General features: G+C 65.1%; 19 protein-coding genes. 2 read left to right on the plus strand and 17 right to left on the minus strand.

The features are described 5' to 3' along the window. Positions 1 to 16 precede the first annotated feature (16 nt). The 6 genes from BLT65_RS26085 to BLT65_RS26110 form a co-directional block, all read right to left on the minus strand. Positions 17 to 1,006 (minus strand): lysylphosphatidylglycerol synthase domain-containing protein, encoded by a 990-nt coding sequence (locus BLT65_RS26085; protein WP_091782633.1) that lies wholly within the window; start codon positions 1,004 to 1,006, stop codon positions 17 to 19. After that, positions 1,003 to 1,866, minus strand: coding sequence for a hopanoid biosynthesis-associated protein HpnK (gene hpnK / locus BLT65_RS26090; RefSeq protein WP_091782636.1), 864 nt, complete (start codon positions 1,864 to 1,866; stop codon positions 1,003 to 1,005). Before hpnK ends, BLT65_RS26085 begins: the two co-directional genes overlap by 4 nt. Then, the gene (gene hpnJ, locus BLT65_RS26095) at positions 1,863 to 3,287 is read right to left on the minus strand and encodes a hopanoid biosynthesis associated radical SAM protein HpnJ (protein WP_042311430.1); all 1,425 of its coding nucleotides are present in this window, start codon (positions 3,285 to 3,287) and stop codon (positions 1,863 to 1,865) included. The genes hpnK and hpnJ overlap by 4 nt, the downstream gene beginning before the upstream one ends. Positions 3,288 to 3,344: 57 nt before the next feature. Continuing rightward, positions 3,345 to 4,577 carry a bacteriohopanetetrol glucosamine biosynthesis glycosyltransferase HpnI gene (gene hpnI, locus BLT65_RS26100; RefSeq protein ID WP_091782639.1) on the minus strand — a complete coding sequence of 411 codons (1,233 nt, stop codon included), beginning with the start codon at positions 4,575 to 4,577 and terminating at the stop codon, positions 3,345 to 3,347. Between the two features lie 78 nt (positions 4,578 to 4,655). Continuing rightward, positions 4,656 to 5,015, minus strand: coding sequence for a hypothetical protein (locus BLT65_RS26105; protein ID WP_091782642.1), 360 nt, complete (start codon positions 5,013 to 5,015; stop codon positions 4,656 to 4,658). Between the two features lie 202 nt (positions 5,016 to 5,217). After that, complete coding sequence (locus tag BLT65_RS26110; RefSeq protein ID WP_091782645.1) at positions 5,218 to 5,757, minus strand: cytochrome b; 540 nt, start codon at positions 5,755 to 5,757, stop codon at positions 5,218 to 5,220. 228 nt (positions 5,758 to 5,985) lie between these two features. Here BLT65_RS26110 and BLT65_RS26115 point away from each other — a divergent pair, with 228 nt between their 5' ends. Then, on the plus strand, positions 5,986 to 6,645 hold the full coding sequence (locus BLT65_RS26115) for a response regulator (RefSeq protein ID WP_042311537.1): 660 nt from the start codon (positions 5,986 to 5,988) through the stop codon (positions 6,643 to 6,645). Further along, complete coding sequence (locus BLT65_RS26120) at positions 6,642 to 8,078, plus strand: ATP-binding protein (protein WP_091782648.1); 1,437 nt, start codon at positions 6,642 to 6,644, stop codon at positions 8,076 to 8,078. Before BLT65_RS26115 ends, BLT65_RS26120 begins: the two co-directional genes overlap by 4 nt. A 119-nt stretch (positions 8,079 to 8,197) precedes the next feature. Here BLT65_RS26120 and BLT65_RS26125 read toward each other — a convergent pair whose 3' ends face one another. From BLT65_RS26125 to pgaA, 11 genes are all read right to left on the minus strand, one after another. Next, complete coding sequence (locus BLT65_RS26125) at positions 8,198 to 8,449, minus strand: hypothetical protein (RefSeq protein WP_091782651.1); 252 nt, start codon at positions 8,447 to 8,449, stop codon at positions 8,198 to 8,200. Positions 8,450 to 8,567: 118 nt separating this feature from the next. Continuing rightward, positions 8,568 to 9,020, minus strand: coding sequence for an SET domain-containing protein (locus tag BLT65_RS26130; protein WP_042311418.1), 453 nt, complete (start codon positions 9,018 to 9,020; stop codon positions 8,568 to 8,570). 219 nt (positions 9,021 to 9,239) lie between these two features. Continuing rightward, positions 9,240 to 10,574, minus strand: coding sequence for an ATP-binding protein (locus BLT65_RS26135; RefSeq protein ID WP_042311416.1), 1,335 nt, complete (start codon positions 10,572 to 10,574; stop codon positions 9,240 to 9,242). Next, positions 10,571 to 11,317 (minus strand): response regulator, encoded by a 747-nt coding sequence (locus BLT65_RS26140; protein WP_042311414.1) that lies wholly within the window; start codon positions 11,315 to 11,317, stop codon positions 10,571 to 10,573. Before BLT65_RS26140 ends, BLT65_RS26135 begins: the two co-directional genes overlap by 4 nt. 67 nt (positions 11,318 to 11,384) lie before the next feature. Continuing rightward, entirely contained in the window at positions 11,385 to 11,756 is a 372-nt protein-coding gene (locus tag BLT65_RS26145; RefSeq protein WP_042311412.1) for a GFA family protein, read from the minus strand. A gap of 138 nt (positions 11,757 to 11,894) precedes the next feature. After that, positions 11,895 to 13,127 carry a hypothetical protein gene (locus BLT65_RS26150; protein WP_091782744.1) on the minus strand — a complete coding sequence of 411 codons (1,233 nt, stop codon included), beginning with the start codon at positions 13,125 to 13,127 and terminating at the stop codon, positions 11,895 to 11,897. 9 nt (positions 13,128 to 13,136) lie between these two features. Beyond that, on the minus strand, positions 13,137 to 14,966 hold the full coding sequence (gene glmS / locus BLT65_RS26155; protein WP_091782654.1) for a glutamine--fructose-6-phosphate transaminase (isomerizing): 1,830 nt from the start codon (positions 14,964 to 14,966) through the stop codon (positions 13,137 to 13,139). A 46-nt stretch (positions 14,967 to 15,012) separates the two neighbouring features. Continuing rightward, positions 15,013 to 15,465, minus strand: coding sequence for a hypothetical protein (locus tag BLT65_RS26160; protein ID WP_091782657.1), 453 nt, complete (start codon positions 15,463 to 15,465; stop codon positions 15,013 to 15,015). Positions 15,466 to 15,532: 67 nt separating this feature from the next. Further along, positions 15,533 to 16,822, minus strand: a complete 1,290-nt coding sequence (gene pgaC / locus BLT65_RS26165) for a poly-beta-1,6-N-acetyl-D-glucosamine synthase (RefSeq protein ID WP_244186601.1) — start codon at positions 16,820 to 16,822, stop codon at positions 15,533 to 15,535. A gap of 67 nt (positions 16,823 to 16,889) precedes the next feature. After that, on the minus strand, positions 16,890 to 18,932 hold the full coding sequence (gene pgaB / locus BLT65_RS26170) for a poly-beta-1,6-N-acetyl-D-glucosamine N-deacetylase PgaB (protein WP_091782663.1): 2,043 nt from the start codon (positions 18,930 to 18,932) through the stop codon (positions 16,890 to 16,892). A gap of 6 nt (positions 18,933 to 18,938) precedes the next feature. Further along, a complete protein-coding gene (gene pgaA / locus BLT65_RS26175) occupies positions 18,939 to 20,984 on the minus strand; it encodes a poly-beta-1,6 N-acetyl-D-glucosamine export porin PgaA (protein WP_091782667.1) in 2,046 nt (681 codons plus the stop codon). Between the last annotated feature and the right edge of the window lie 228 nt (positions 20,985 to 21,212).

A 21,212-nucleotide genomic window follows, 5' to 3' on the forward strand; every position in this document is an offset into this window, starting at 1 on the left:
CGATGCTCGACAGGACTCAGCGAAGGTTTCTCGCGACACCGCCGCCACGGTTGCGCACAAGCTCTGCCGCCTGCCACGATGCCAGCGCCACACAGCCGAACAGGACTTCGCGCATCCGCTTGACGAGCGCAAGCGACAGCGCCGTCTGCTCATCGACGCCGAACATCCGCGCGAGCAGCACGACGACGGCCTCCTGCACGCCGAGCCCCGACGGCACGAAGAACGCCGCATGGCGCGCCGCCTGCGTAAGCGCTTCGACGGCGATCGCGCCACCAATGGAAACGGGATGCCCGAGCATCCACAGCGCGACATACACCTCCGACGCGCCGAGCAGATAGCCGGCAAACTGCCAGACAAACGCGCGCAACAGCAGACGCGGCTCACGCAGCAACGCATCGATCGCGGCATCGAGCTGCGCGCCGCCGATGCGCTCGACGTTCCAGTGCGCGCTCATCGGTAGACGCGCGGACCAGCGCTCGATCGCGTGAAATAGCCCGCCGCGCCTGAGCAGCAGGAACACAACGACGGGCAGCGGCAACGACAGCAGCAACGCCGCGCCGACGGTCGCGAGCAAACCATCGTGGCCCGTCTGCGCGACGATCAACACGAGCCCGAGTGCGGCGAACACATACTGGACGGCCAGCGTCACCAGCACCTCGACGATCACCGACGCGCACACCAAGCTCGTCTCGTCGACTTTCCAGCGCGCGAGCCGCACGCCGACGAACTCCCCGCCGATGCTCGCGACAGGCAGCAGCCGGCTCACCGCCTCACGCACCGTCGCGACCCACCACAGATACGCGAGCGACGCACTTCTGCCGAGCAGAAGCCGCCACGCCTGCGCATCCAGCAGCAACGGCAGCGCATGCAGCGGCACGAGCCAGAGCAGCGCGAAGCCTGCCGAACGGATCGCGTGCAGCACGTCGTCGATGCCGCTGTGCAACGCCAATGCGATCAGCACCGCGATGCCCGCGGGCAATCCCAGCCATGTGAGCCACTTGATCATAGATAAGACGGCTGCGCGAACACGTCGGCGAAACCGCCCGTGATCGCCCCGCTCGCGGCAATCGCCGACGCGACACGCGTGGACAGCAGTGCATCCAGTTCGTCGCTGTGCCGGTAGGTCTGCATCGTCGGCGTGATCGCGCCTTCTCCGGCCACGGCGGGATGACTGTAAATCTCGCCGACGCCTTCCGGCAGCCGTGCAAGCGCGGCGAGCAGCACCGCCTCGTCCATATGCCCTGTCTGCGACATGCCGATCACGTAGTCGTTGTGTGCGATGCCTGCATTATCCAGCTGCTTGCGCACGCGTGCCATCCACGGCCTGATCCACGCAGGCGAGCCCGGCTCGTACGGCAGCCGCATCGCCTTCAGCCCATATTCGCTACCCACTTCGATAATCAGCGCGAGCACCGTCGGATGCAGATGAAAGTGCTTGTGCGTATTGACGTGGTCGAGCGTGAGCCCCGTGCGCGCGAAGGCCTGAAACTGCGCGCGGATTTCCGCCTTTAACTGGCGCCGCACTTCAGGCAGGAGGAAAAAGCGAAAGCCGTCGCGCACCATCCGTTGGCCGAGCCGCCCATGTTTGTCGACGAGCGCGGGAATCAGATGCGTGGCGAGCATGGGCACGCCGTCCGCGAGCACGAGATGCAAGCCGACGCGCAAGCTCGGATAAAGGTGCGCGCGGCGCACGGCATCCGCCGAGGCGGGCGCGGACACCATCAGGCTCGCCGACGTCAGCACGCCATGCAGATGCGCGCGCTCGACGGCTTCGTTGATCCGCACATGCAGACCGAAGTCGTCGGCCGTCACGATCAGCGCGCGTCGCGGTGCGTTTATAGAGCGCTGCGCCGACTGTCGCGTCATGCCTCGCGTGCCCGCAGGAAACGGAAGAACTCGACGCCTTCGCGCAGACGCCGTTTCATCATTTCCCAGCTCAGCAGCATCTCGCGCACGATCTCCCAGATCTTCGACGGACGGAAATAGAATTGCCGGTAGAACTGTTCGAGATGGTGATAGATGTCTTCACGCGACAGATGCGGATAGCCGATCGCCGCCAGCTGCACGCCTTCCTTGCTCACCAGGTTGATCACCTTGTTCTCTTCGAGCCAGCCGTTTTCGACGGCCTGCTTGTAGAGCGTGGTGCCCGGATAGGGCGCCGCGAGCGACACCTGAATGGTGTGCGGATTGATGTCCTTCGCGTACTCGATGGTCTTCTGGATCGTCTCTTTCGTTTCGCCCGGCAGCCCGAGGATGAAGGTGCCGTGAATTTTGATGCCAAGCTTGCGGCAGTCTTCGGAGAAGCGTCGCGCGATGTCGGTGCGCAGGCCCTTCTTGATGTTCAGCAGAATCTGGTCGTCGCCCGATTCGTAGCCGACCAGCAGCAGGCGCAGGCCGTTCTCTTTCATGATCTTGAGCGTCGCGTATGGCACGTTCGCCTTCGCGTTGCATGACCACGTGACGCCGAGCTTGCCGAGACCGCGCGCAATCTCTTCGACGCGCGGCTTGAAGTCGGTGAACGTGTCGTCGTCGAACATGATCTCCTTCACTTCGGGCATGTTGTCGCGAATCCACTTCACTTCTTCGAGCACGTTCTCGACGGAGCGCGTGCGATAGCGATGCCCGCCCACCGTCTGCGGCCACAGACAGAACGTGCATTTCGACCGGCAGCCGCGCCCGGTATAGATCGACACATACGGATGCTTCAGATAGCCGATGAAGTAGTTGTCGATCTTCAGATCGCGTTTGTACACCGGCGCGACGAACGGCAGCTCGTCCATGTTCTCAAGGATCGGGCGCGCTTCGTTGTGCTCGATCGAGCCGTCCGCGGCGCGATAGCTCAGGCCCTTGATCTGCGAAAACGGCAGTCCTTCGGCGATCTCCTTGCAGGTGAAATCGAACTCTTCGCGGCAGACGAAATCGATTGCCTCGCTCGCTGTGAGCGAGTTGTGCGGATCGACGGCGACCTTCGCGCCGACCATGCCGATCAACACCTTCGGCGCGCGCGCTTTCAGCTGCTCGGCGAACAGCGCGTCGGTCGGAAACGACGGCGTGCTCGTATGAATGACAACGAGCTCGTATTCCTGCGCGATCGCAAGCGACGCTTCAACGGAAAGACCATCAGCGGGCGCGTCGAGCACGCGGCTGCCTGGCACCAGCGCGGCCGGCTGCGCAAGCCACGTCGGATACCAGAACGAACGGATCTCGCGCTTTGCCTGATAGCGCGAACCCGCACCCCCGTCGAAACCGTCGTACGACGGCGCCTGCAAAAATAACGTCTTCTTCATATTCTCTTTTCACGAGTTGTAGTTTAGCCAGGCGCGCGCGATGTTCTCGCGACGCGCTCAGCGTCCATCGGATACTTCGAGTGCCTTGGCCGGCTCGGGCCGGAAAACCGTCGTGGCGTTGTCCCTGGCTTCGACGGGTACGCGTACGCCGCGCCACACTACCGTCGAGCCGAACGACCCTGCCATCCATTGCGCGAACAGCAATGCATCGCGCACGGGCATCAGCGCGAGATCGCGCCACAACAGGCGTCGTTCGGCGCCCATCAGCGCATGCAGAACGACGCGCGCCGACACGCCCGCCACGGCAGCGACGACGAGCGCGATCGACACGGCGGGATGCGCGTTCACCCGATGCAACTCGAATGCGAGCCACGCGCCGCAGGCTATCCACGGCAGCGTGAACGTCACGAACAGCGCCGCGAAGCCCGTGCGGTTCACCGAGCGGATCGTGCGCAGCCAGCGCGTCTCGCGATCCCACAGCGCGGCGAGCGTGTACTCGGTCACATCCGTCTCGACGACGACAGGCGACAGCACCGTTTGCAGATTCAACTCGCGCACGTGACCGGCCAGCCAGTAGTCGTCGGCGAGCGTATTGCGCAGCCGCTCGAAGCCGCCGATGCCCGCCAGCGTCGAGCGCCGCAGCGCGAGCGTCGCGCCGAAGCCGAAGCGCGTCGAGCCGAACGCATGCGCGATCCGCACCGAAGGCACGAACCACTCGTTGATGAACTGCGCGCCCACGCGCGACCAGAATCCGGCAATGCCTTTCGCGCGGTAGAGACACGTGACGACGCCGACCTGCGGATCGGCGAGCGGCGCGCAGACGCGCTCCAGATAATCCGCTTCGACGGCGATATCGCTGTCCGCGATCACGAACACGTCATGGTGCGCCCATTGCGCGAGATTGATCAGGTTGCTTACCTTCAGGTTCGTGCCATGCACGCGCGGATCGACGACGAGCGAAATCCGGCATTGCGGATACGCGGCCTGCAAACGATGGACGATCGCGATGGCGGAATCGTCCGCGCTCGATACGCCGCAGATTAGTTCGAAGCACGGATGCGTCTGCTCACAGAAGGTCGCGAGATTGTCAAAAAGCCGTGGCTCGGCGCCGCACAGCGGCTTGAGCACGCTGACGGGCGTTGGCGCACGCGCTGGCAAAAATCGCCGTTCGCGCGCGGCGGCACGCGCCGCCGACACGAGCGAGGCCAGCACGGCCATAACGGCATACAGCGCTGCGCCGCACACAAGCATCATCGGCAACCAGTCAATACGTAACAGCGTGTCCTGCATGTTGTCGATTGCTCCCGCTGAAATGAATGCAGGCCGGCCGTCGTGTCGACGCGCGCAGCCACGAAGACACAACCGGCATCACCATCCCGTCGCTTGAACGGGAACGTAAGGCATGCCGGTGAAATGCAGATGAAGGATGACGAGTCCGCGCGCGGGACAGATTGCGGAAACGCAAACGGCATCGCGCCGTGGTCCGATGAAATGCGCATGACGTCTTTTCACAGCCGCGCGAAACGCCCTGCGCGCCGCGTGACGTGTAATCAGAACGGCAGCCAGCAACAGGCCGAATGTCAGCACGCGGAACGTTGCCGTCTCGAACAGCGTCTGTGGAAACTTGCAGAAGAAAAGCAGGCTCACGACACAGACGTCGATGGCCGTCGCGGCAACAGAAGCCGTGACGAGGTGCGCGCGGATCATCTGAACAGTGGTTTGCTTCATGGCGAGCCAGCCCTACGTGGCGCGCACCGGCCCGCTGCTGCTACTTCGCTGATGTGAAGCCTGCGTGACGGTGCGACAGATTCGAGCGTGCCCAGCCATGCTGGACACGACGCACCGATGGTAGCGAGCGGAGTCTGAAGGGAATATTAAGCACTTAGATTCGACGTGCGTTTCAGGTGGCTTGCATCACATTGCTTGCGGCTTACGGCAGCATCCGCTGCAACACGTTGTCTTTCAGCACGATGCGGTGAAACAACGCGCCGCCGACATGCAGCACGATCAGCGCAAGCAGCACCCATGCAAGCCAGCTATGCACGTCGCCGAGTGCGTGGCCCGTCGGCGAGCCGGACGCCGTCAGATCAGGATAGCGAACCGTCCCGAACAGCTTCACCGTCCAGCCGCGCGACGACGCGTTCGCCCATCCCGCAAGCGGCACGGCGACCAGCAGCGCGTACAGCAGCGCATGCGTCGCGGATGAAATCACGCTGAGTGCGCGCGACACTTCCGCGGGCTGCGGCACATGCGTCGCGCGCCACGCAATGCGGCACGCCACCGCCGCGACGATCGCCGCGCCCACGCCGAGATGCCACGCGATCAAGCCGTTGGGCAAGGTATCGCGATGCACGTCGGGCATCGTCCAGCCGATCACGAACTGCGCGGCGACGAGCAGCGCGACCAGCCAGTGCAACAGGCGTGCAACGCCGTCATAGGCGGGGCGTTGGGCAAAAGCATTGAGGTTCATTGTCGGTCTCTTATGAAGTCGTGCGACGGGCCGGAGTGAACATGGCGCTGACGCGAGCGCGAGCGCAAGCGCGAGGCACGCGTCAGGCGGCGATGCTAACGGCGCGAACCTGAAGAAATGCTTAACACCCTCAAACGATGGCAAGCGCACGTATACATGTAGCATCCGCGCTAGACTCGCAGGCAATACGACATGCCCGGGACCGGGCACCCGCCGGACAACGACACCATGCGCATACTTCTCGTGGAAGACGACGACCTGATCGGCAGCGGCCTCGAAGTCGCGCTGCGCAATGCGAGCTTCACCGTCGACTGGGCGCGCGACGGTCAGCATGCGCAGCTCGCGCTCGCAACCACGCCCTATCTGCTCGTGATTCTCGATCTCGGCTTGCCGAAACTTTCCGGCATGGAACTGCTGAAATCGCTGCGCGCGCGCGGCAACGATATCCCCGTACTCGTGCTCACCGCGAAGGACACCGCCGCCGACAAGGTGCGGGGCCTCGACGCCGGCGCCGACGACTACCTCGGCAAGCCGTTCGATCTTCCGGAACTCGTCTCGCGCTGCCGCGCGCTGATCCGCCGCTCGCAGGGCCGCGGCAGCGAGATGATTGCGTGGCGCGACCTGAGCGTCGACCCCGTCGCGCAGACGGTATCGAGAAACGGCGTGCGCGTGCCGCTCACCGCGCGGGAATGGGCCGTGCTGATCCACCTGCTCACGCACTCGGGCGTGCCGCAGCCGCGCGCCAAGATTGAGGAAAGCCTGTATGGCTGGCAGGAGGAAGTCGAAAGCAATGCGATCGAAGTACACGTGTCGAACCTGCGCAAGAAGCTCGGCGGCGATGTGATCCGCACGGTGCGCGGCTTCGGCTATGTCGTGGACAAGACATGACGCACCCGCGCTCGACATCGATCCGCCGCCGCCTGATGTGGCTGATTCTCGTCAGCGTCGGCGCGGTGTGGGCGGTCATGTTCGCGTGGAGCTTCAACAACGCGACACGTGAGGTCGACGAATGGGACAGAGCGCGCCTGATCCAGCTCGCGCATCTGCTGGCGCGGCTCGACGACCCGAACCTGGCGCGGCTCGCAACGGGAGGTATCGACGTGCGCAACGAGTACTCGCGCGCGTCGCCCGCCCTCGACGACGACACCGACGCGCGGCCCCGCTATGCGCTCTTCGAGGTGCGCGATGCGGCGGGCCGCGTGATCGTCGCGAGCCCCGGCCTTGCCGCGCTGCATCGCGCCGCCGAGCCGGGCGAAGCCGCGCAAAGCGTACACACGATGACCGTGGACGGCCAGCCGTGGCTCGCCTACGCGTTGCAAGACAGCGCGACGGGCCGCATGGTGCGCGTGTTCGAACCGGCCAACGTGCGCAGCGACCTGACGACGGGCGTGGCGAGCCGCATCGCGCGGCCGATGGCGTTTGCGCTGCCCGTGCTCGCGCTGCTCGTCTGGTTCAGCGTGGGCCATAGCTTCAGGCCGCTGTCGACGATCTCGAAGGCCGTGCGCATGCGCGACAGCCGCAATCTCGAGCCGATTCACGTCAATCCGTCACCCGCGGAAGTCCGGCCGCTCGTCGATGCGATCAACCAGTTGCTCGCGCGACTGCAGCAATCCATCCTGCGCGAGCGCGCGTTCACGGCCGACGCCGCACACGAACTGAAGACGCCGCTGGCCGCGATCAAGGTCCAGGCGCAGGTGGCGCTCGCCGCGCACGACAGCGCGCAACAGCAGCAGGCGATGCGCCGCGTGGTTCAGGGCGTCGACCGCAGCGCGCATCTTGCCGAGCAGCTGTTGCTGCTCGCGCGTCTCGACGAGCGCGACACGGTGACGACGGCGCCCGTCCGGCTGCATGAGGTGGCCGGCGAGGCGATCGCGTTCCGCGCGCCGCATGCAGAAGATAAATCGATGGCCGTGGTGCTTTCCGGCGAGCGCGACGCCGAGGTCTATGCGGACCGCGCGCTGGCCCGCACGCTGATCGACAATCTGCTCGACAACGCCATCAAGTACGGCGAACCCGGCGGCCGCGTACACATCACCGTGCTGGCCGACGCGCAGACGGTATCGCTGACGGTCTCCGACAACGGCCCCGGCGTCTCCGACGAAGAGCGCCTGCGTCTCACCGACCGCTTCTTTCGCGGCGCGTCGGCATCCGCGAGCGGCAACGGCAGCGGGCTCGGGCTGTCGATCGTCGCGCGCATCGCCGCGCATTTCAACGCGCAGATTCATATCGGCTCGGGCATCGGACGGCGCGGGCTTGCCGTGCAGATCGCGTTTCCGCGCGTGCCGGGTGGGCGCGCGCGTGAGGCAGCGGGAACGTCCTGAGCGGAGCCGCGACGCGCGCCTGCGCGTCCAGCTCTGCTCGAACGTCGGCAAGGAAAAGAAAAGAGAGGTGACGCAAACCACTCGCCGCGTTGCAGGCGAGGTTCACGCATGCATCAGCATCAGGGAAAGAGCGGCAGCGACATCGGCGCGTCGACGCTCGCCGCTTTCACGCGGGCGGGCCGTGCCGCGCGCGGCTTGCGCTGGCGCATGGGCGCGCCGGCGCGGTCGAGGCATCGGCAGACGCGAACGATCGCGCTCGACAATGACGCCGGCTGGGTCATCAGCGAAGGCAGCGACGCCTCCAGTTGCATCAGCAACATCGGCAAGGTCGGTGCCGGGGAATGCAAGGTCTTCCGTGGTCGGTTTGTCATGGACGCCTCTCTGGAACGCTGCGGGGACTGTATCACAGCCCGACTCACAGCCCGACCGACAGCCCTTCCCGCACCGTCGGTCCAGCACTCCAGCTTCCAGAACCCCGCCAGGTCACGCTCACGCCAGCGCGTCTTCCCCCGTCGCGAGCATCGTGCCCCGGCACGCAGGCGATCCGCACCGGCACACATACTGGCTGCGCGTTTCCTCATCTTGCGGGTCGTCGACGGCCAGTCCGTACGAGATGAACAGTTCTTCGCCCTGCTGGATATCGACGGCGGCCTCGATGAACACGCGTCCGTCGATCTCGACTGCCTCGCAATTGGCCCGGCACGCGTGGTTCAGCCAGCGCGCGCTATTGCCGCCGACGCTGCCGTCGATCACGCGCCCATCCGACAGGCCGAACACGAACGTGTGCCCATAGTCGCCCGTGCGTTCGATACGCCGCGCGGCGCGCCGCCATGATGTCACTTCGCCCTTATATTCGATGATGCGTTCGCCCGCCGCGAGCGTGCATAGCGCGAACACACCTTTGCCGTGAATCGGCGACCGCCTGACTGATAAACGACGCATGGCCCGCTTTCGAAGAAAGAATGATCCCTTCAGTATAGAGCGCGAAAAAAATGCGCTGTTATCGATGTGCGTATGTTCGTCCTCTTGCGTACACGAAATCGCGACGATGCGCTTCAGCGCCCATGCTCGAACGATCAGAAACGCGCCTGCGTGCGCTTCACGACTGCGACGCTCATGACTACGTGCGCGCCGCGACGAAGCACGGCGCGGCGGCACCCGTCACAGCGTGAGGCGCGCTTCCAGCCCGCCGCCTTCGCGGTTGCGCAAGGTCAGCGTCGCGCTCATCGACTGCGCCAGTTGCTTTGCGATGGCGAGCCCAAGCCCCGTGCCGCCCGTCTCGCGGTTGCGCGAGCTTTCGACGCGATAGAACGGCTGGAATACGGCATCGAGCAGTTCCTGCGGAATGCCGGGACCTCGATCGAGCACAGCGACGGACAGTTGCCGCCCGCGCGCCGCATCGACGCTCACTTCCACCGTCACCGCTTCGTGCCCCGAGTACTTCAGCGCGTTGTCGATAAGGTTGCCGAGAATGCGGCGCAGCGCCTGCGGACGCGTCGTCACCGGCTGGCCGACGTGCCCCGTCAGCGACACGGGGTCGCCCGCATCCGTATAGTCGCTGACCATGCTTTCGATCAGCGCATCGGGATCGATGCGGCGCGGTTTTTCGTCGGCGCCGTGCAGCGTGCGCGCATAGGCGACGCCTTCGCGCACCAGCAATTCCATTTCCTTCAGATCCTTTTGCAGGCGCGCGCGCTCGGCTTCGTCGTCGAGCAGATCGGCGCGTATCCGCATGCGCGTGATGGGCGTCTGCAGGTCGTGCGAAATCGCCGCGAGGATTTGCAGCCGCTCGCGCATATAAATGCCGATTCGCGTCTGCATCGCGTTGAACGCTTTCGACGCGCGCGCCACTTCTTCGGGGCCGTCCTCAGGCAGCGTGGCGGGCGCGAGATCGGGGCCGAGCGTGTCGGCGGCGCGCGCGAGACGCTCGAGCGGACGCGTGGCGAGGCGCACGGCGAGCCACGCGCAGCCCGCGAGCAACGCCAGCTGCGCGATCAGCACGAGCGGCAGCCACGGCGACAGGGGGATGCCGTGCATCGGATGCATGTCGATGGTGAGCGGCGTGCCGTCGCTCAGCGTCAGGTGGACTTCGAGATGCTCGCTCTCGCCGGGAATGGCGTTGGCCGTCACCTTGTACTGCGGGCCGATGTCCTTCGCAATCGACGCACCGATTTCCTGCGACAGCTTCGCGTCCGGCGGCACACCGCCGCTCGTGCCCGGACCCAGCACGAAACGATAGCTGCGCCGCGCGAGCTTCGGCAGCCATTCCTCGCGCTCGGCCGGCGTCAGGCGGTCCAGCAGCGCGACGGAGCTGGTCACCTCCTGGCCGATGTAGCCGACCATCACGTGCATGGTCGCCTCGTTACGCTCGGTCATCGTGAGCCAGAACGACAGCGTCTGCGCGGCCAGCAGCCCGGCCACGAAAATCAGCGACAGCCGCATGAACAACGAGCGCGGCGGCCACAGGCCGCGCAGACGAGCGATTGCCGCGTTCATCCGCCGTTGTCCTCGGCCGTCACGAGCGACGAGAACACATAGCCTTCGTTGCGCAGCGTCTTGATGTAGCGCGGCTCGCGCGCGTCGTCGCCCAGACGCTGACGCACGCGGCTCACGAGCAGATCGATCGAGCGGTCGAACGGTTCCGTCTGCCGCCCTTGCGTGAGCGTGAGCAGCTGGTCGCGCGTCAGCACGCGCTGCGGATTGTCGACGAACACGCGCAACAGCCGGTATTCCGCGCCGCTCAACGCGACCATCGTGCCGTCGCTGTCGATCAGATTGCGGCCGATCGTGTCGAGCCGCCAGTCGCCGAAGCGCAGGAAGTGCGCGGCGTTCGCCGGCTCGTCGCTGCCGCCGTGCGGCATCATGCGGGCGCGCCGCAGGATCGCGCGGATGCGGGCCAGCAGCTCGCGCACCGCGAAGGGTTTCGCCAGATAGTCGTCAGCGCCCATTTCGAGGCCGACCACGCGGTCGGTCTCCTCGCTCAGCGCCGTCAGCATCAGGATCGGGATGGTCTGAAATTCACCCGCGCGCAGTTCGCGGCACAGGTCGAGGCCGCTTTCGCCGGGCAGCATCAGATCGAGCACGATCAGGTCGGGCCGCTCGTCGGCGAGCGCCGCGCGCATTTGCCGGCCACCCGACGCGAGCGTCACGCGCACGCCATTCCTGGTGAGGTACGTGCCGACCAGCTCGCGAATATCGCGGTCGTCGTCGACGATCAGAACGTGATCCGTTTTGTCCACACAAGGCTCCTTCGCCTGCCAGAGTTCGCTTATCTTACGCGTCCTTTATGGGGCCTTCATTCGGCCTTCAGGCGTCTTCCACCACGGACAGGCTCTTGCCGTCCGCCACCGACGCCTCCAGCGCATACGGATCGACGTCGTCCAGACAGCCGAGGTTTACGCGCCACAGGTTCGGGTCCTTGCGGGTCTGATGAAACGGGTAGATGCCGCACTGCTTGCAGAAATAGTGCTTCGCGACCTGTGTGTTGAACTGGTAAAGCGTCAGGCTGTCCTGACCGGACACGATATTGAGCGCGCTCGCCGGAAAGAACGGCGACATCAGCGCGCCCTTGCGCCGGCACAGGCTGCAGTTGCAGCGGACGGCGGGCGTGACGGGCGTTTCGACGGTGAATTTGACGGCGCCGCAATGGCATGAGCCGTGGTGGGTGTGGGTAGTCATGGCGTGCTCCTCGATGCGATGACGGTTTTATACCCTGGCCCATTCCCGGCTATGTGTCCCAATGTATCTGGCCGGTACAGCGATACAAAAAGTGGGGTGCGTGCGGCCCGAAGCGTCACCGCACGCACGGGGAAATTGCTATCCCTTGCACAGATCCTTCGCATCGGGCGCCTTCACATTCGCTGCCTTCAGATCGAAGTCCGCCTCCTGCAGCCCTTTCGGGCTCGTCGCGACCCAATGCAACTGGGTCGGCGAGCGCACCAGTCCGACGCTGCCCGTGTAGGTCCACGCAATCGGCGAAGGCTGCGTACCCGCCAGTTCGATCGACGCCGGCGTGAACTTCAGATGCAGCAGCCGTCCATCCTGCGACGGCGTGAACGCCCGCTCGCCGATCGTCGCGATGCCCGCCTCGCGCACCGACGCCGGCATGCAATCGAGCGTCGCCGTGGTCTGCCCACTCGTGTCGATCAGTTGCGCGAAGCCTTTGCCTTTGTCAGTCGTCGCAACCACGACGAAGCGATCGATCGACGGCACGTACGCCGCCGCATACGTGTAGTACAGCAGCCGGTCCGCAATCACGCGCGGCTCGCTGAGCGCGCCCGTCGACGGATCCAGCGTCGCGACCTTCAGCCGCGCATACGTCTCGCCGCTTACATACTGCTGCCACACGAGCAGCGCGCGCGTCGGCGAGGCGGCAAGCATCGGCCACCATTCGCGCACGCGCGGCGCGACGTCGATGGCCTGCAGCAGCGCGCCGTCGGCATCGTAGGTCTTCACATACACGCCGTTGCCCGTGCCGAGGTTATCGACGCCGCCGCCGTTCACCCAGTCGTTCGAATAGAACACGACAAAGCGCGAGCCGACGGCGGCGACATGCCCGGAGTGCCCGCCCGACAGCACATCATTCGGATACGGCTTCACGTCCTTCAGGTCGGACGTATAGACACCATAGCGCTGGCTCACTTCATTCGGCGTATTCCAGCCGTCCTCGAACGACACCATCACGCGGCCCGTATCGTTCTGCGCGACGGACACGGGCTCCTGCGCCTCGGGCCGGCTGATGAACACGCGCGGACGGTCGAGCTTCGGCTGCTGCGGCGTCCAGCGCGCGACGTAGACATCGTGCGTCCAGTTGCGGTCGCGCCCCGCGCCGCGCGGCGGCAGGCCCGAACTGCTGAAGAACACGGTGGTCACGCCCTGCGCATCCGTAACCGCGCCGATGCCGTGCATATAGGCGCGCAGGTCGCCCGTCGGCACGCTCGCGGCTTTAGCGGCTTTGGCAGCCTTCGTTCCGCCCGCGAGCGCGGACGGAACGACGCAGCTTGCGGCCACCGTGGCCGCCACGACGAGCACTGCAATCGTAGTCCGCATGAACACCCTTCACTCCACCGTGACCGATTTCGCGAGATTGCGCGGCTTGTCGACATCGGTGCCGCGCGCGCAGGCCGTGTGATACGCGAGCAATTGCAACGGCACCACATGCAGGATCGGCGACAACGGCCCGTAGTGCTCAGGCAACTGGATCACGCGCACGCCGTCGCGGCTTTCGATCTTCGTGCCCGCATCGGCGAGCACGTACAGCTGGCCGCCGCGTGCGCGCACTTCCTGGATGTTCGACTTGAGCTTTTCGAGCAGCGCGTCGTTCGGCGCGATCGTGATGACGGGCATCTCGCTGGTGACAATCGCCAGCGGCCCATGCTTCAGCTCGCCCGCCGGATACGCCTCCGCATGCACGTACGAGATTTCCTTCAGCTTGAGCGCGCCTTCGAGCGCGATGGGGTAATGCACGCCGCGTCCGAGAAAGAGAGCGTGATCCTTGCGCGCAAGCGCTTCCGCCCATGCGACGAGCTGCGGCTCCAACGCTAGCACGCTATTGAGCGCGGCAGGCAGATGATGCAGTTGCCGCAGCGCGTGCGCTTCGTCGTCGGCGCTCACGTGGCCGCGTTCCTTGCCGAGCGTGAGCGCGAGCAGAAACAGCGCGACCAGTTGCGTCGTGAAAGCCTTCGTCGAGGCGACGCCGATTTCCGGGCCCGCGCCCGTCAGGTACTGCAATTCCGTGAGCCGCATCATCGAGCTATGCGGCACGTTGCAGATCGCGAGCGTATGGTGATGGCCGAGTTCCTGCGCATGCTTCAGCGCGGCGAGCGTATCGGCCGTCTCGCCCGATTGCGACACGACGACGACCATCGCGCACGGATTCACCACGCTCTCGCGATAGCGGTACTCGCTCGCGATCTCCACCTGAGTCGGAATTCCCGCGATCGATTCGAGCCAGTACTTCGCCGTCAGCGCGGAGTAATAGCTCGTGCCACACGCGAGCAGCAGCAGCGAGTCGATCTCGCTAAACGCGCGCTGCGCGTTCACGCCGAACAAGGCCGGTGTGATCGAACGGACGCGCTCCGTCGCGTCGGCGACGACGTCCGGCTGCTCGAAGATTTCCTTCTGCATGTAGTGACGATACGGACCGAGTTCCGCCGCGTAGTGGCTCGTGTGCTGCGCCTGCACTTCGCGGCGCACGGTCGCGCCGTCGCGATCGACGATATGCACGCCGTCGCACGACAGCACGGCGATATCGCCTTCTTCGAGGAAGATGAAATGTTCGACTGTGCCCGACAGCGCCATCGCGTCCGAGGCCAGATAGTTGCCGCGCTCGCCCACGCCGATCACCAGCGGCGAACCGGCACGCGCGCCGATCACGCGGTCGGGCTCGTTCTTCGCGAACACGGCGATCGCATACGCGCCGCGCAGACGCTGCAGCGCGCGCTGCACAGCCGTCAGCAGATCGCGCGACGGGTCCTGCTCGCGTGTGTGATGGATCAGATGCGCGATCACTTCCGTGTCGGTATCCGATTCGAACACATAGCCGAGCGCTGTCAGCTCGTCGCGCAGCGGCTCGTGATTCTCGATGATGCCGTTGTGTACGAGCGCGATCTCGTCGCGAGAAAAGATCGGGTGCGCATTGTCGGTGACGGGCGCGCCGTGCGTCGCCCAGCGCGTGTGCGCGACGCCGATCGTGCCCGCCAGCCTTGCTTCCTGAACCTGGTCCGCGAGATTCGCAACGCGCTCGACGCTGCGCACGCGGCGAGGCGCGCCGTGTTGCAGGACGGCGACGCCGCACGAGTCATAGCCGCGATATTCGAGCCTGCGCAGGCCTTCCGTCAGCACGCCGACGACGTCGCGCTGGGCCACTGCTCCTACGATTCCGCACATGTTGGTCTCCGTGGTGCGTGTGTTTGTACTGTGAGAACGCGCTCGCTTATGCCGCTTCGCGTTCGAACTCGCGCACGCTCATCACGTGCGAGATCATGCCGTCGGCATCGTGATAGGCGACGAGGCAGCGGCCCGCATCGCCTTCGGGAATTTCATGCGTGGTCTGCGACGCCTGTACCTCGCTCGTCTGCGGCATGCGGCGCACGCGGTTCGTGCTCATCGCGTCCATCTGGCGGCCAAAGGTCCACAGAATCATCGCCAGCGCAACGATGCCGATGCCCATGATGCCGGGCATGAACGCGTCGAGCGACAGCTCTTCTTCACTCGCATTCGCGAGACACCAGCGGATATACAGCGCGGCCAGCACCCACGTGCCGAGCACCAGCGTCGGCCGCACCACGCGGTACCACGCGACAGCGCGCACGGCTTTGGCCCTGCTGCTTTCGGTGGCGAACTGCGAGACGGACTGCTTCGAAACATCGATGATCGGAAATTCCATGTTTTTCCCCTGAGACGGTTGACTTGCGGTGTCAATTCGATTGCTTCATCCCACGTGCTTCAATGCTTCATTCCGTTCGCTGCGAGAGCAATGCCGCCGAGGCGTCGGCCGTTACCGCGCCGCTCGAACGGATGCCGCGATCCGGGCTGACCCAGCGCGCGCGCTTTCTGCGACGCTGGCTGACCACGCCCGGCAGCGCGATCACCGACGCGATCATGCTGATTGCCCAGAACGCAGCGGGATACCAGACGGTGTCGACGAAATAACGCAGCAGGTTCTTGTCGTAGCGGCGATCGATCAGGCAGCCGATCAGGATCTGCGCGCAGCAGGTCGCGAACAGCAGCACACCCGTGCCGCGCGGCACGAACGCGAAGCGCCAGCTTTCGGGCAGCGTGAAGAGCGCGGTGGCCGCCATCATCACGAGCGTGAACAGCATGCAATACGCCCACACGATGCTGGTCGCGTACTCGACGAAGATCGGCCACATCATCATGTTGCGGCGGGACAGCACGGCGCCTGCGTACTTGAAGAGCACCTGGATGCCGCCCTTCGCCCAGCGCAGACGCTGCTTGTAAAGACCGCGGAAGGTCTCCGGCATCAGAATCCAGCTGAGCGCGCGCGATTCGAAGTCCACCCCCCAGCCCTGCACCTGCAGCTTCCAGCTGATGTCGATGTCTTCCGTCAGCATGTCGGAGCTCCAGTAGCCCACTTCCTGCAGCGCGCGCTTCCTGAACATCGACACCACGCCCGACACCGTCAGCAAGCGACCATACATATGCTGCGTGCGCTTGATGAGGCCGACGATCGACGAAAACTCGCCCACCTGCATGCGCCCGAGCAGCGACGAGCGCGTGCGGATACGCGGATTGCCCGTCACCGCGCCGACGGATGCATCGTCGAGGAAGTGGCGCAGCATCCAGCCGATCGCTTCCTTGTCGAGCAGCGAGTCGCCGTCGATACACATCAGATACTCGGCGTCCGACAGCATCGCGGCCGTCGTGAGGCCGATCGCCTTGCCCTCGTTCTGATGCTGGTGTACGACGACGAGCTTCGGATAGACGTTCACGAGCTGGTTCAGGATCGCGCCCGTTTCATCACGGCTGCCGTCGTTGATCGCGATGATGTTGTAGTTCGGATAATTCAGCTGGTCGAGACACGCGATCACTTCGCGCACGTTGTCCGCTTCGTTGTAGCAAGGCACGACGACGGACACTTTCGGATACGAGGCGAGCGGCGGCGCCGTCTTGCGCCCGGCGTCGCGGCGCTCGATCAGCAGATAGTGCAGCAGTCCCCCCACCATCCACAGATACGCCATCAGCAGCGGATAGTAGAAGACAAAGTTCGAGATGATGTTCATTGCGTTTTTCATTGTGGTCCCCTGGTCCGGGTTGGCATCGCTTTGATGGACATACGTCGCGCGAGGCTCAACCCAACATCCCCTGATTCGATCTCAGCGTGCTCTGCACCGACATCACGTCGCGCAGCACCGTCGTGTCCGGCCGGTTCTTCAGGAAGTCGTCGGGCCCGTAGCCCAGATGCACGACGCCCGCCGCGTTGAGCCGCTTCATCTGCGCGCGCAGCACGGCTGCCTCGACGGGCTGCTGCGTCTGCCGGTTGATGGCGGGCAGCTCGAACACGGTCTTCGCCACCGCGCCCTGCTGCTGCATCACCGTTTGCCGCAGGCTGTCGAGCCAGGCGTCGCTGACGCGTTCGCCACTGGCACGCGGCTGTGCCGCCAGCGCGACGAAGTCGTAGTTCGCCAGCGACGACGCGAGGCTCAACGAGAAGTTGCGCTCGGCGTTCGCGTCGAACACGGCCTCGGCGGGCACGGTGCGCGCCGTCAGCACGTTGCCGCCGCCCTGATAGGCGCGTACGCGCTCGGCAAGCTGGTTCGTGAAGGTGTTCAGATACGCGGTCTTGCCCTTCGCCCAGCGCTGCATCAGGTCGTCGGACGCGTGAATCTGCGCGACGTCGCCGGGCAGACCCCACGAGCGGTACACGGCCAGCGCGGCAGCGCTCGTGTCCTCGTACGCGTTCAAGGTCGCGTCCGCGCCGAACACGACGCCGTTGAAGCTCGAATAACGCGTGAGGTCGTCGTAGATGTCCTGGATGGTTTGACGCGCAACGGGATCGAACGGGCTCAGGCGCGGCGTGCGGCCTTGCCGCGTATCGGCGGGGCCGTTGGCCGCGACTTCGACGAAACGTCCCGCCGCTGCATGGCCTGTCGGCAGATCGAACGCGAGCAGCGGCATGCGTGCGTACACCTGCACGCCGGCACGCGTAATCAGTTGCCACGCGACGCGGTTGAACAGGTCGGCGCGCATCGGCATATGGCGGTTCGGGTAGTACAACGCGCGTGCGACGCCCGTGTTGTCGGGGTCCCAGTACGCCTTCAGGTACACCGACTTCGGTTCGAGATCCTTGATGCGGTCGAGCAGACGGCCGAGCTTTTCTTCGCTCTTGTTCGGATCGATGTCGTACATCTCGTCGAGCGACACATTGACCACGCGTTCGACGGGATTGTGTTCGCCGCGATACAGGCGCGACGAACGCATCTGCGCGATCAGCGTGCCCACGTCCCAGTCGTACGACACGAGCAGGCGGCGAATCGCCGTGAGCGGCACGTCGGGCGTGTTCGGACCGTCGTCGAGCGTGAAATGCACGGACATGCCGAGCGCCTGCGACGCCTTGATGAGCGCCGCGTTGTACATCCCGTACGGCCACACGGCGGAGCGGACGGCCACGCCCGTGCGGGCTTCGATCAGGTCGACGCTCTGTTTCAGGTCGTCATGCACGCGCGCCTGGTACTCTTCGTCCGTCTCGTAGCGCTCCAGCTGCGGGTAGTACAGATGCGCGCTCGCGGCGGGCAGTTCATTGCCTTGCGGGTTGGCGAGCGCGCCGTGGTGCATGTCGTGCGTGTGCGAGGCCACTTCGACGAGGCCAGAGTTCGCCATCTCGCGCAGATCGTCCCAGCTCATGAAGTAGCCCGGCGGCATCACCGACTTGTGGCTGATGCGCACGGGGTCGCCTGCGGGCGTGTCGGTCCAGCGCGTGACGACGCCGATCAGCGCGGGGTAGCCGTACTGTTGCAGCAGCGGGAACGCGCGCGTGAACTGGCTCTTGTATGCGTCGTCGAAGGTGAGCAGCACGGCGCGCGGCGGCAGGCGCGGCCCGCCGTTGCGCGACGCAACGATCTGATCGACGCTCACCGGGCGGAAGTCCTTCGCCTTCAGCCACGCGAAGATCGTGTTGAGCGTGGCCGTGCTGATCGCGCAGGTATCGGCGACCGTCGACACGTCGGCGCGCAGATCGTCGCGGATGTCGTGAATGGCAAGTACGCGGAACGTCAGGCCGTCGTCCGCGTCGGGCGGCGGCAAACGGTCGAGCGCGATACGGGCCTGCGCGGCGGGTACGGCGGCGAGGCCTGCGGCGAATGCAAGAAAACGTCTGCGATTGAGCTTGTCCATGATGACCTACAGAGGAATGTTCAGGTTCAGGTAGATGAGCTTGCTGGTCTCGCGCGTGTGATCGAGGCGCTGGCTGGAAAGGCCAATGCCATATGCGAGCGATGCGTGCGCGTTGAATTGCCACTGCTGCTCAAGCCGCACTTCCCACAGCATGCTGTTGCCGATATCCGTTTGACGGTAGCCGCCGACCGTCGCGTACGCGCGGTTCGCGAGCGACTGGTCCGCGTTGCGCCACGACGTCCACTGGTACATCGCCGTGAGTTGCGCCGTCATGTCGCGATGCGGCGCGAAGTACGCGGTGTTCGCGAGCGTGTTGCTGCTCGTGTTCAACTCCACCCACGTCGCGACGAGATGGCTCGGCGTGTTGATGAGACGCTCGTACCACGTGCCGACCCACGCCTGGTTCAGGTTCGTGTCGCTATAGCGCGTCGCGCCGTACGTGAGATCGAAGTAGCGGTAATCGTCGACGCTGTAGCGCACGCCACCCGTTGCCGCACGGCCCGTGACGCCCGCCTGGTACGCTTTCCACGGAAGCGTGTTGACGTTGCTGTCAACGCCTGCCGAAAAGCGCCAGCGGTCGTCGGGTGCGTAGCTCACGCTGCCTGCGCCGCCCGTTTTTGCCTGCCCGCCCGTCGAGCGGTTGACTTCCGCCGCGGCGTCGATGCCATGAAAGCGGAAGTCAGCACCGATGCCGTTGCGAATGCGGCTCACGCTGTTGCCGTCGCCCGTGTTCGCGCGGCCGCTGAACTGATGCGCGAACACGCGCCAGTACTCGGCGAGCGGCATCGAGTAGAGCTGCGTGTCGATGCCCCAGTTTTCGTCGGCGAGGACCGAGTTGCCCTTCTGTCCGTTGCCGGCGACGATCAACTGCGGGCTCTTGTACGCCGCGTAATCCTGCTGGAACGTCTTGACCGTGTTGTTATCGGGAAAGCGGTCGCTGAAGGTCGCGTTGACGTCGGCCGCGCGATCGTACTGACCCAACTCGAGCGCCGTGCGGCCCAGACCCGCGAGCGTTTCGATGTCGCCGGGGTGATCGACGAGCGTGCCTTCGTAGACCTTCTGCGCCTCGTGCGGACGCTGCTGAACGAGCGACGCATCCGAGCGCGCGCTGATCAGCGCGGGATCGAACGGCGCCTCGTGACGCAGTTCGTCGAGCGCGGCGACGCCTTCGCGCGTGCGGTCCGTGTAGAGCAGGTACTGCGCCTGCAGCTTCTTCACGCGGCCATAGTCTTCGTTCACGTCTTCCGGATGCTCGGAGAGATCCGCGCGAATCGGCGTGCTGGCGGAAATCTGCTTGAGCAGTTGCTGCGCGTTGTCGTAGCGGCCCGAATCGAGGTACGCGAAAAAGAGCCCTTCCTGCACATCGATGCGCTTCAACGCATGCGGCTCGACGGACGGCACGAGCGGCTCGATGGGCGTCTGCAACGCGCGCTCATAAGCGGGCGCCGCTTTGCGCGGCTGGTCGATGTACGTGTACGCATCGCCGGCTGCCGCGTAGGTGCGCGCGGGCATCGGCTGATTCGAGCGCGACAGGTCTTCATAAAGCGCCGTCGCCTCCTTCATGCGCCCGACGCCCTGCAACGCCGTGACTTTTTCGACGAGCACCGAACGGCGCACGTCCGCGAATTCATCCGATGCCGGCATGCGCGCCAGCATCTCGTCGATGTGCGCGAGCGCCGTGTTCGACTGCGCGAGCCGGTCGGGCTCATCGGATGCGAGCGACTGTTGCCTTCCCCAATGCACCTCCGTTTCGACGACGAGCGCTTCGATCTGGAACAGGTCGTGATCGGAGAACGCGTCGCGGCTCGCACGCGCTTCCTGGAGCGCAAGCTGCGCGGCGCCCGCGCCCGCTTCCGCAAAGATCCGTTTGCGGAGCTGGTCGCGCTCCGTATCTACCTTGCCTTCTGCAACATGCCCTGCTGCGACATTCCCCGTGCTTTCGGACGCAGTGGTCGGCTGCGCGGCGCAGTAGTCGCGCGCAAGCAGCACCAGCAGCAAGGCGGTCGCCTTGACTGCGGCGTGCTTGTGTCGGCTAGAGCGTTTCGTTTTCATGATTCCTCGCTTGTCGGTGCCAAACTCCAGACAAAGCGAGTCCCTGCACCATGCAAATGGCGCATGGAGAGCAACAACGTCGCGTGGCCTGTGAGAGGCGTGGAGTACAGCGTCTTGTTTCGATGGCCAGTTGTTGCGTCGCGCACCGGCCCCGTCCAATTGCGCGGCGAGGCTTATAGCGAAGTCCGTACCAGCACCCCTCTCGACCTTCCTGGTTAAGGGCTCACT

Origin of the sequence: Paraburkholderia steynii (assembly GCF_900100565.1) — a bacterium.
GTDB lineage: Bacteria > Pseudomonadota > Gammaproteobacteria > Burkholderiales > Burkholderiaceae > Paraburkholderia > Paraburkholderia terrae.

What these genes read in the sequence shown, in the direction of transcription:
- BLT65_RS26085 (WP_091782633.1), bottom strand. Translation starts at nt 1,006, where the DNA reads ATGATCAAGTGGCTCACATGGCTGGGATTGCCCGCGGGCATCGCGGTG.
- hpnK (WP_091782636.1), bottom strand. Translation starts at nt 1,866, where the DNA reads ATGACGCGACAGTCGGCGCAGCGCTCTATAAACGCACCGCGACGCGCG.
- hpnJ (WP_042311430.1), bottom strand. Translation starts at nt 3,287, where the DNA reads ATGAAGAAGACGTTATTTTTGCAGGCGCCGTCGTACGACGGTTTCGAC.
- hpnI (WP_091782639.1), bottom strand. Translation starts at nt 4,577, where the DNA reads ATGCAGGACACGCTGTTACGTATTGACTGGTTGCCGATGATGCTTGTG.
- BLT65_RS26105 (WP_091782642.1), bottom strand. Translation starts at nt 5,015, where the DNA reads ATGAAGCAAACCACTGTTCAGATGATCCGCGCGCACCTCGTCACGGCT.
- BLT65_RS26110 (WP_091782645.1), bottom strand. Translation starts at nt 5,757, where the DNA reads ATGAACCTCAATGCTTTTGCCCAACGCCCCGCCTATGACGGCGTTGCA.
- BLT65_RS26115 (WP_042311537.1), top strand. Translation starts at nt 5,986, where the DNA reads ATGCGCATACTTCTCGTGGAAGACGACGACCTGATCGGCAGCGGCCTC.
- BLT65_RS26120 (WP_091782648.1), top strand. Translation starts at nt 6,642, where the DNA reads ATGACGCACCCGCGCTCGACATCGATCCGCCGCCGCCTGATGTGGCTG.
- BLT65_RS26125 (WP_091782651.1), bottom strand. Translation starts at nt 8,449, where the DNA reads ATGACAAACCGACCACGGAAGACCTTGCATTCCCCGGCACCGACCTTG.
- BLT65_RS26130 (WP_042311418.1), bottom strand. Translation starts at nt 9,020, where the DNA reads ATGCGTCGTTTATCAGTCAGGCGGTCGCCGATTCACGGCAAAGGTGTG.
- BLT65_RS26135 (WP_042311416.1), bottom strand. Translation starts at nt 10,574, where the DNA reads ATGAACGCGGCAATCGCTCGTCTGCGCGGCCTGTGGCCGCCGCGCTCG.
- BLT65_RS26145 (WP_042311412.1), bottom strand. Translation starts at nt 11,756, where the DNA reads ATGACTACCCACACCCACCACGGCTCATGCCATTGCGGCGCCGTCAAA.
- BLT65_RS26150 (WP_091782744.1), bottom strand. Translation starts at nt 13,127, where the DNA reads ATGCGGACTACGATTGCAGTGCTCGTCGTGGCGGCCACGGTGGCCGCA.
- glmS (WP_091782654.1), bottom strand. Translation starts at nt 14,966, where the DNA reads ATGTGCGGAATCGTAGGAGCAGTGGCCCAGCGCGACGTCGTCGGCGTG.
- BLT65_RS26160 (WP_091782657.1), bottom strand. Translation starts at nt 15,465, where the DNA reads ATGGAATTTCCGATCATCGATGTTTCGAAGCAGTCCGTCTCGCAGTTC.
- pgaC (WP_244186601.1), bottom strand. Translation starts at nt 16,822, where the DNA reads ATGAACATCATCTCGAACTTTGTCTTCTACTATCCGCTGCTGATGGCG.
- pgaB (WP_091782663.1), bottom strand. Translation starts at nt 18,932, where the DNA reads ATGGACAAGCTCAATCGCAGACGTTTTCTTGCATTCGCCGCAGGCCTC.
- pgaA (WP_091782667.1), bottom strand. Translation starts at nt 20,984, where the DNA reads ATGAAAACGAAACGCTCTAGCCGACACAAGCACGCCGCAGTCAAGGCG.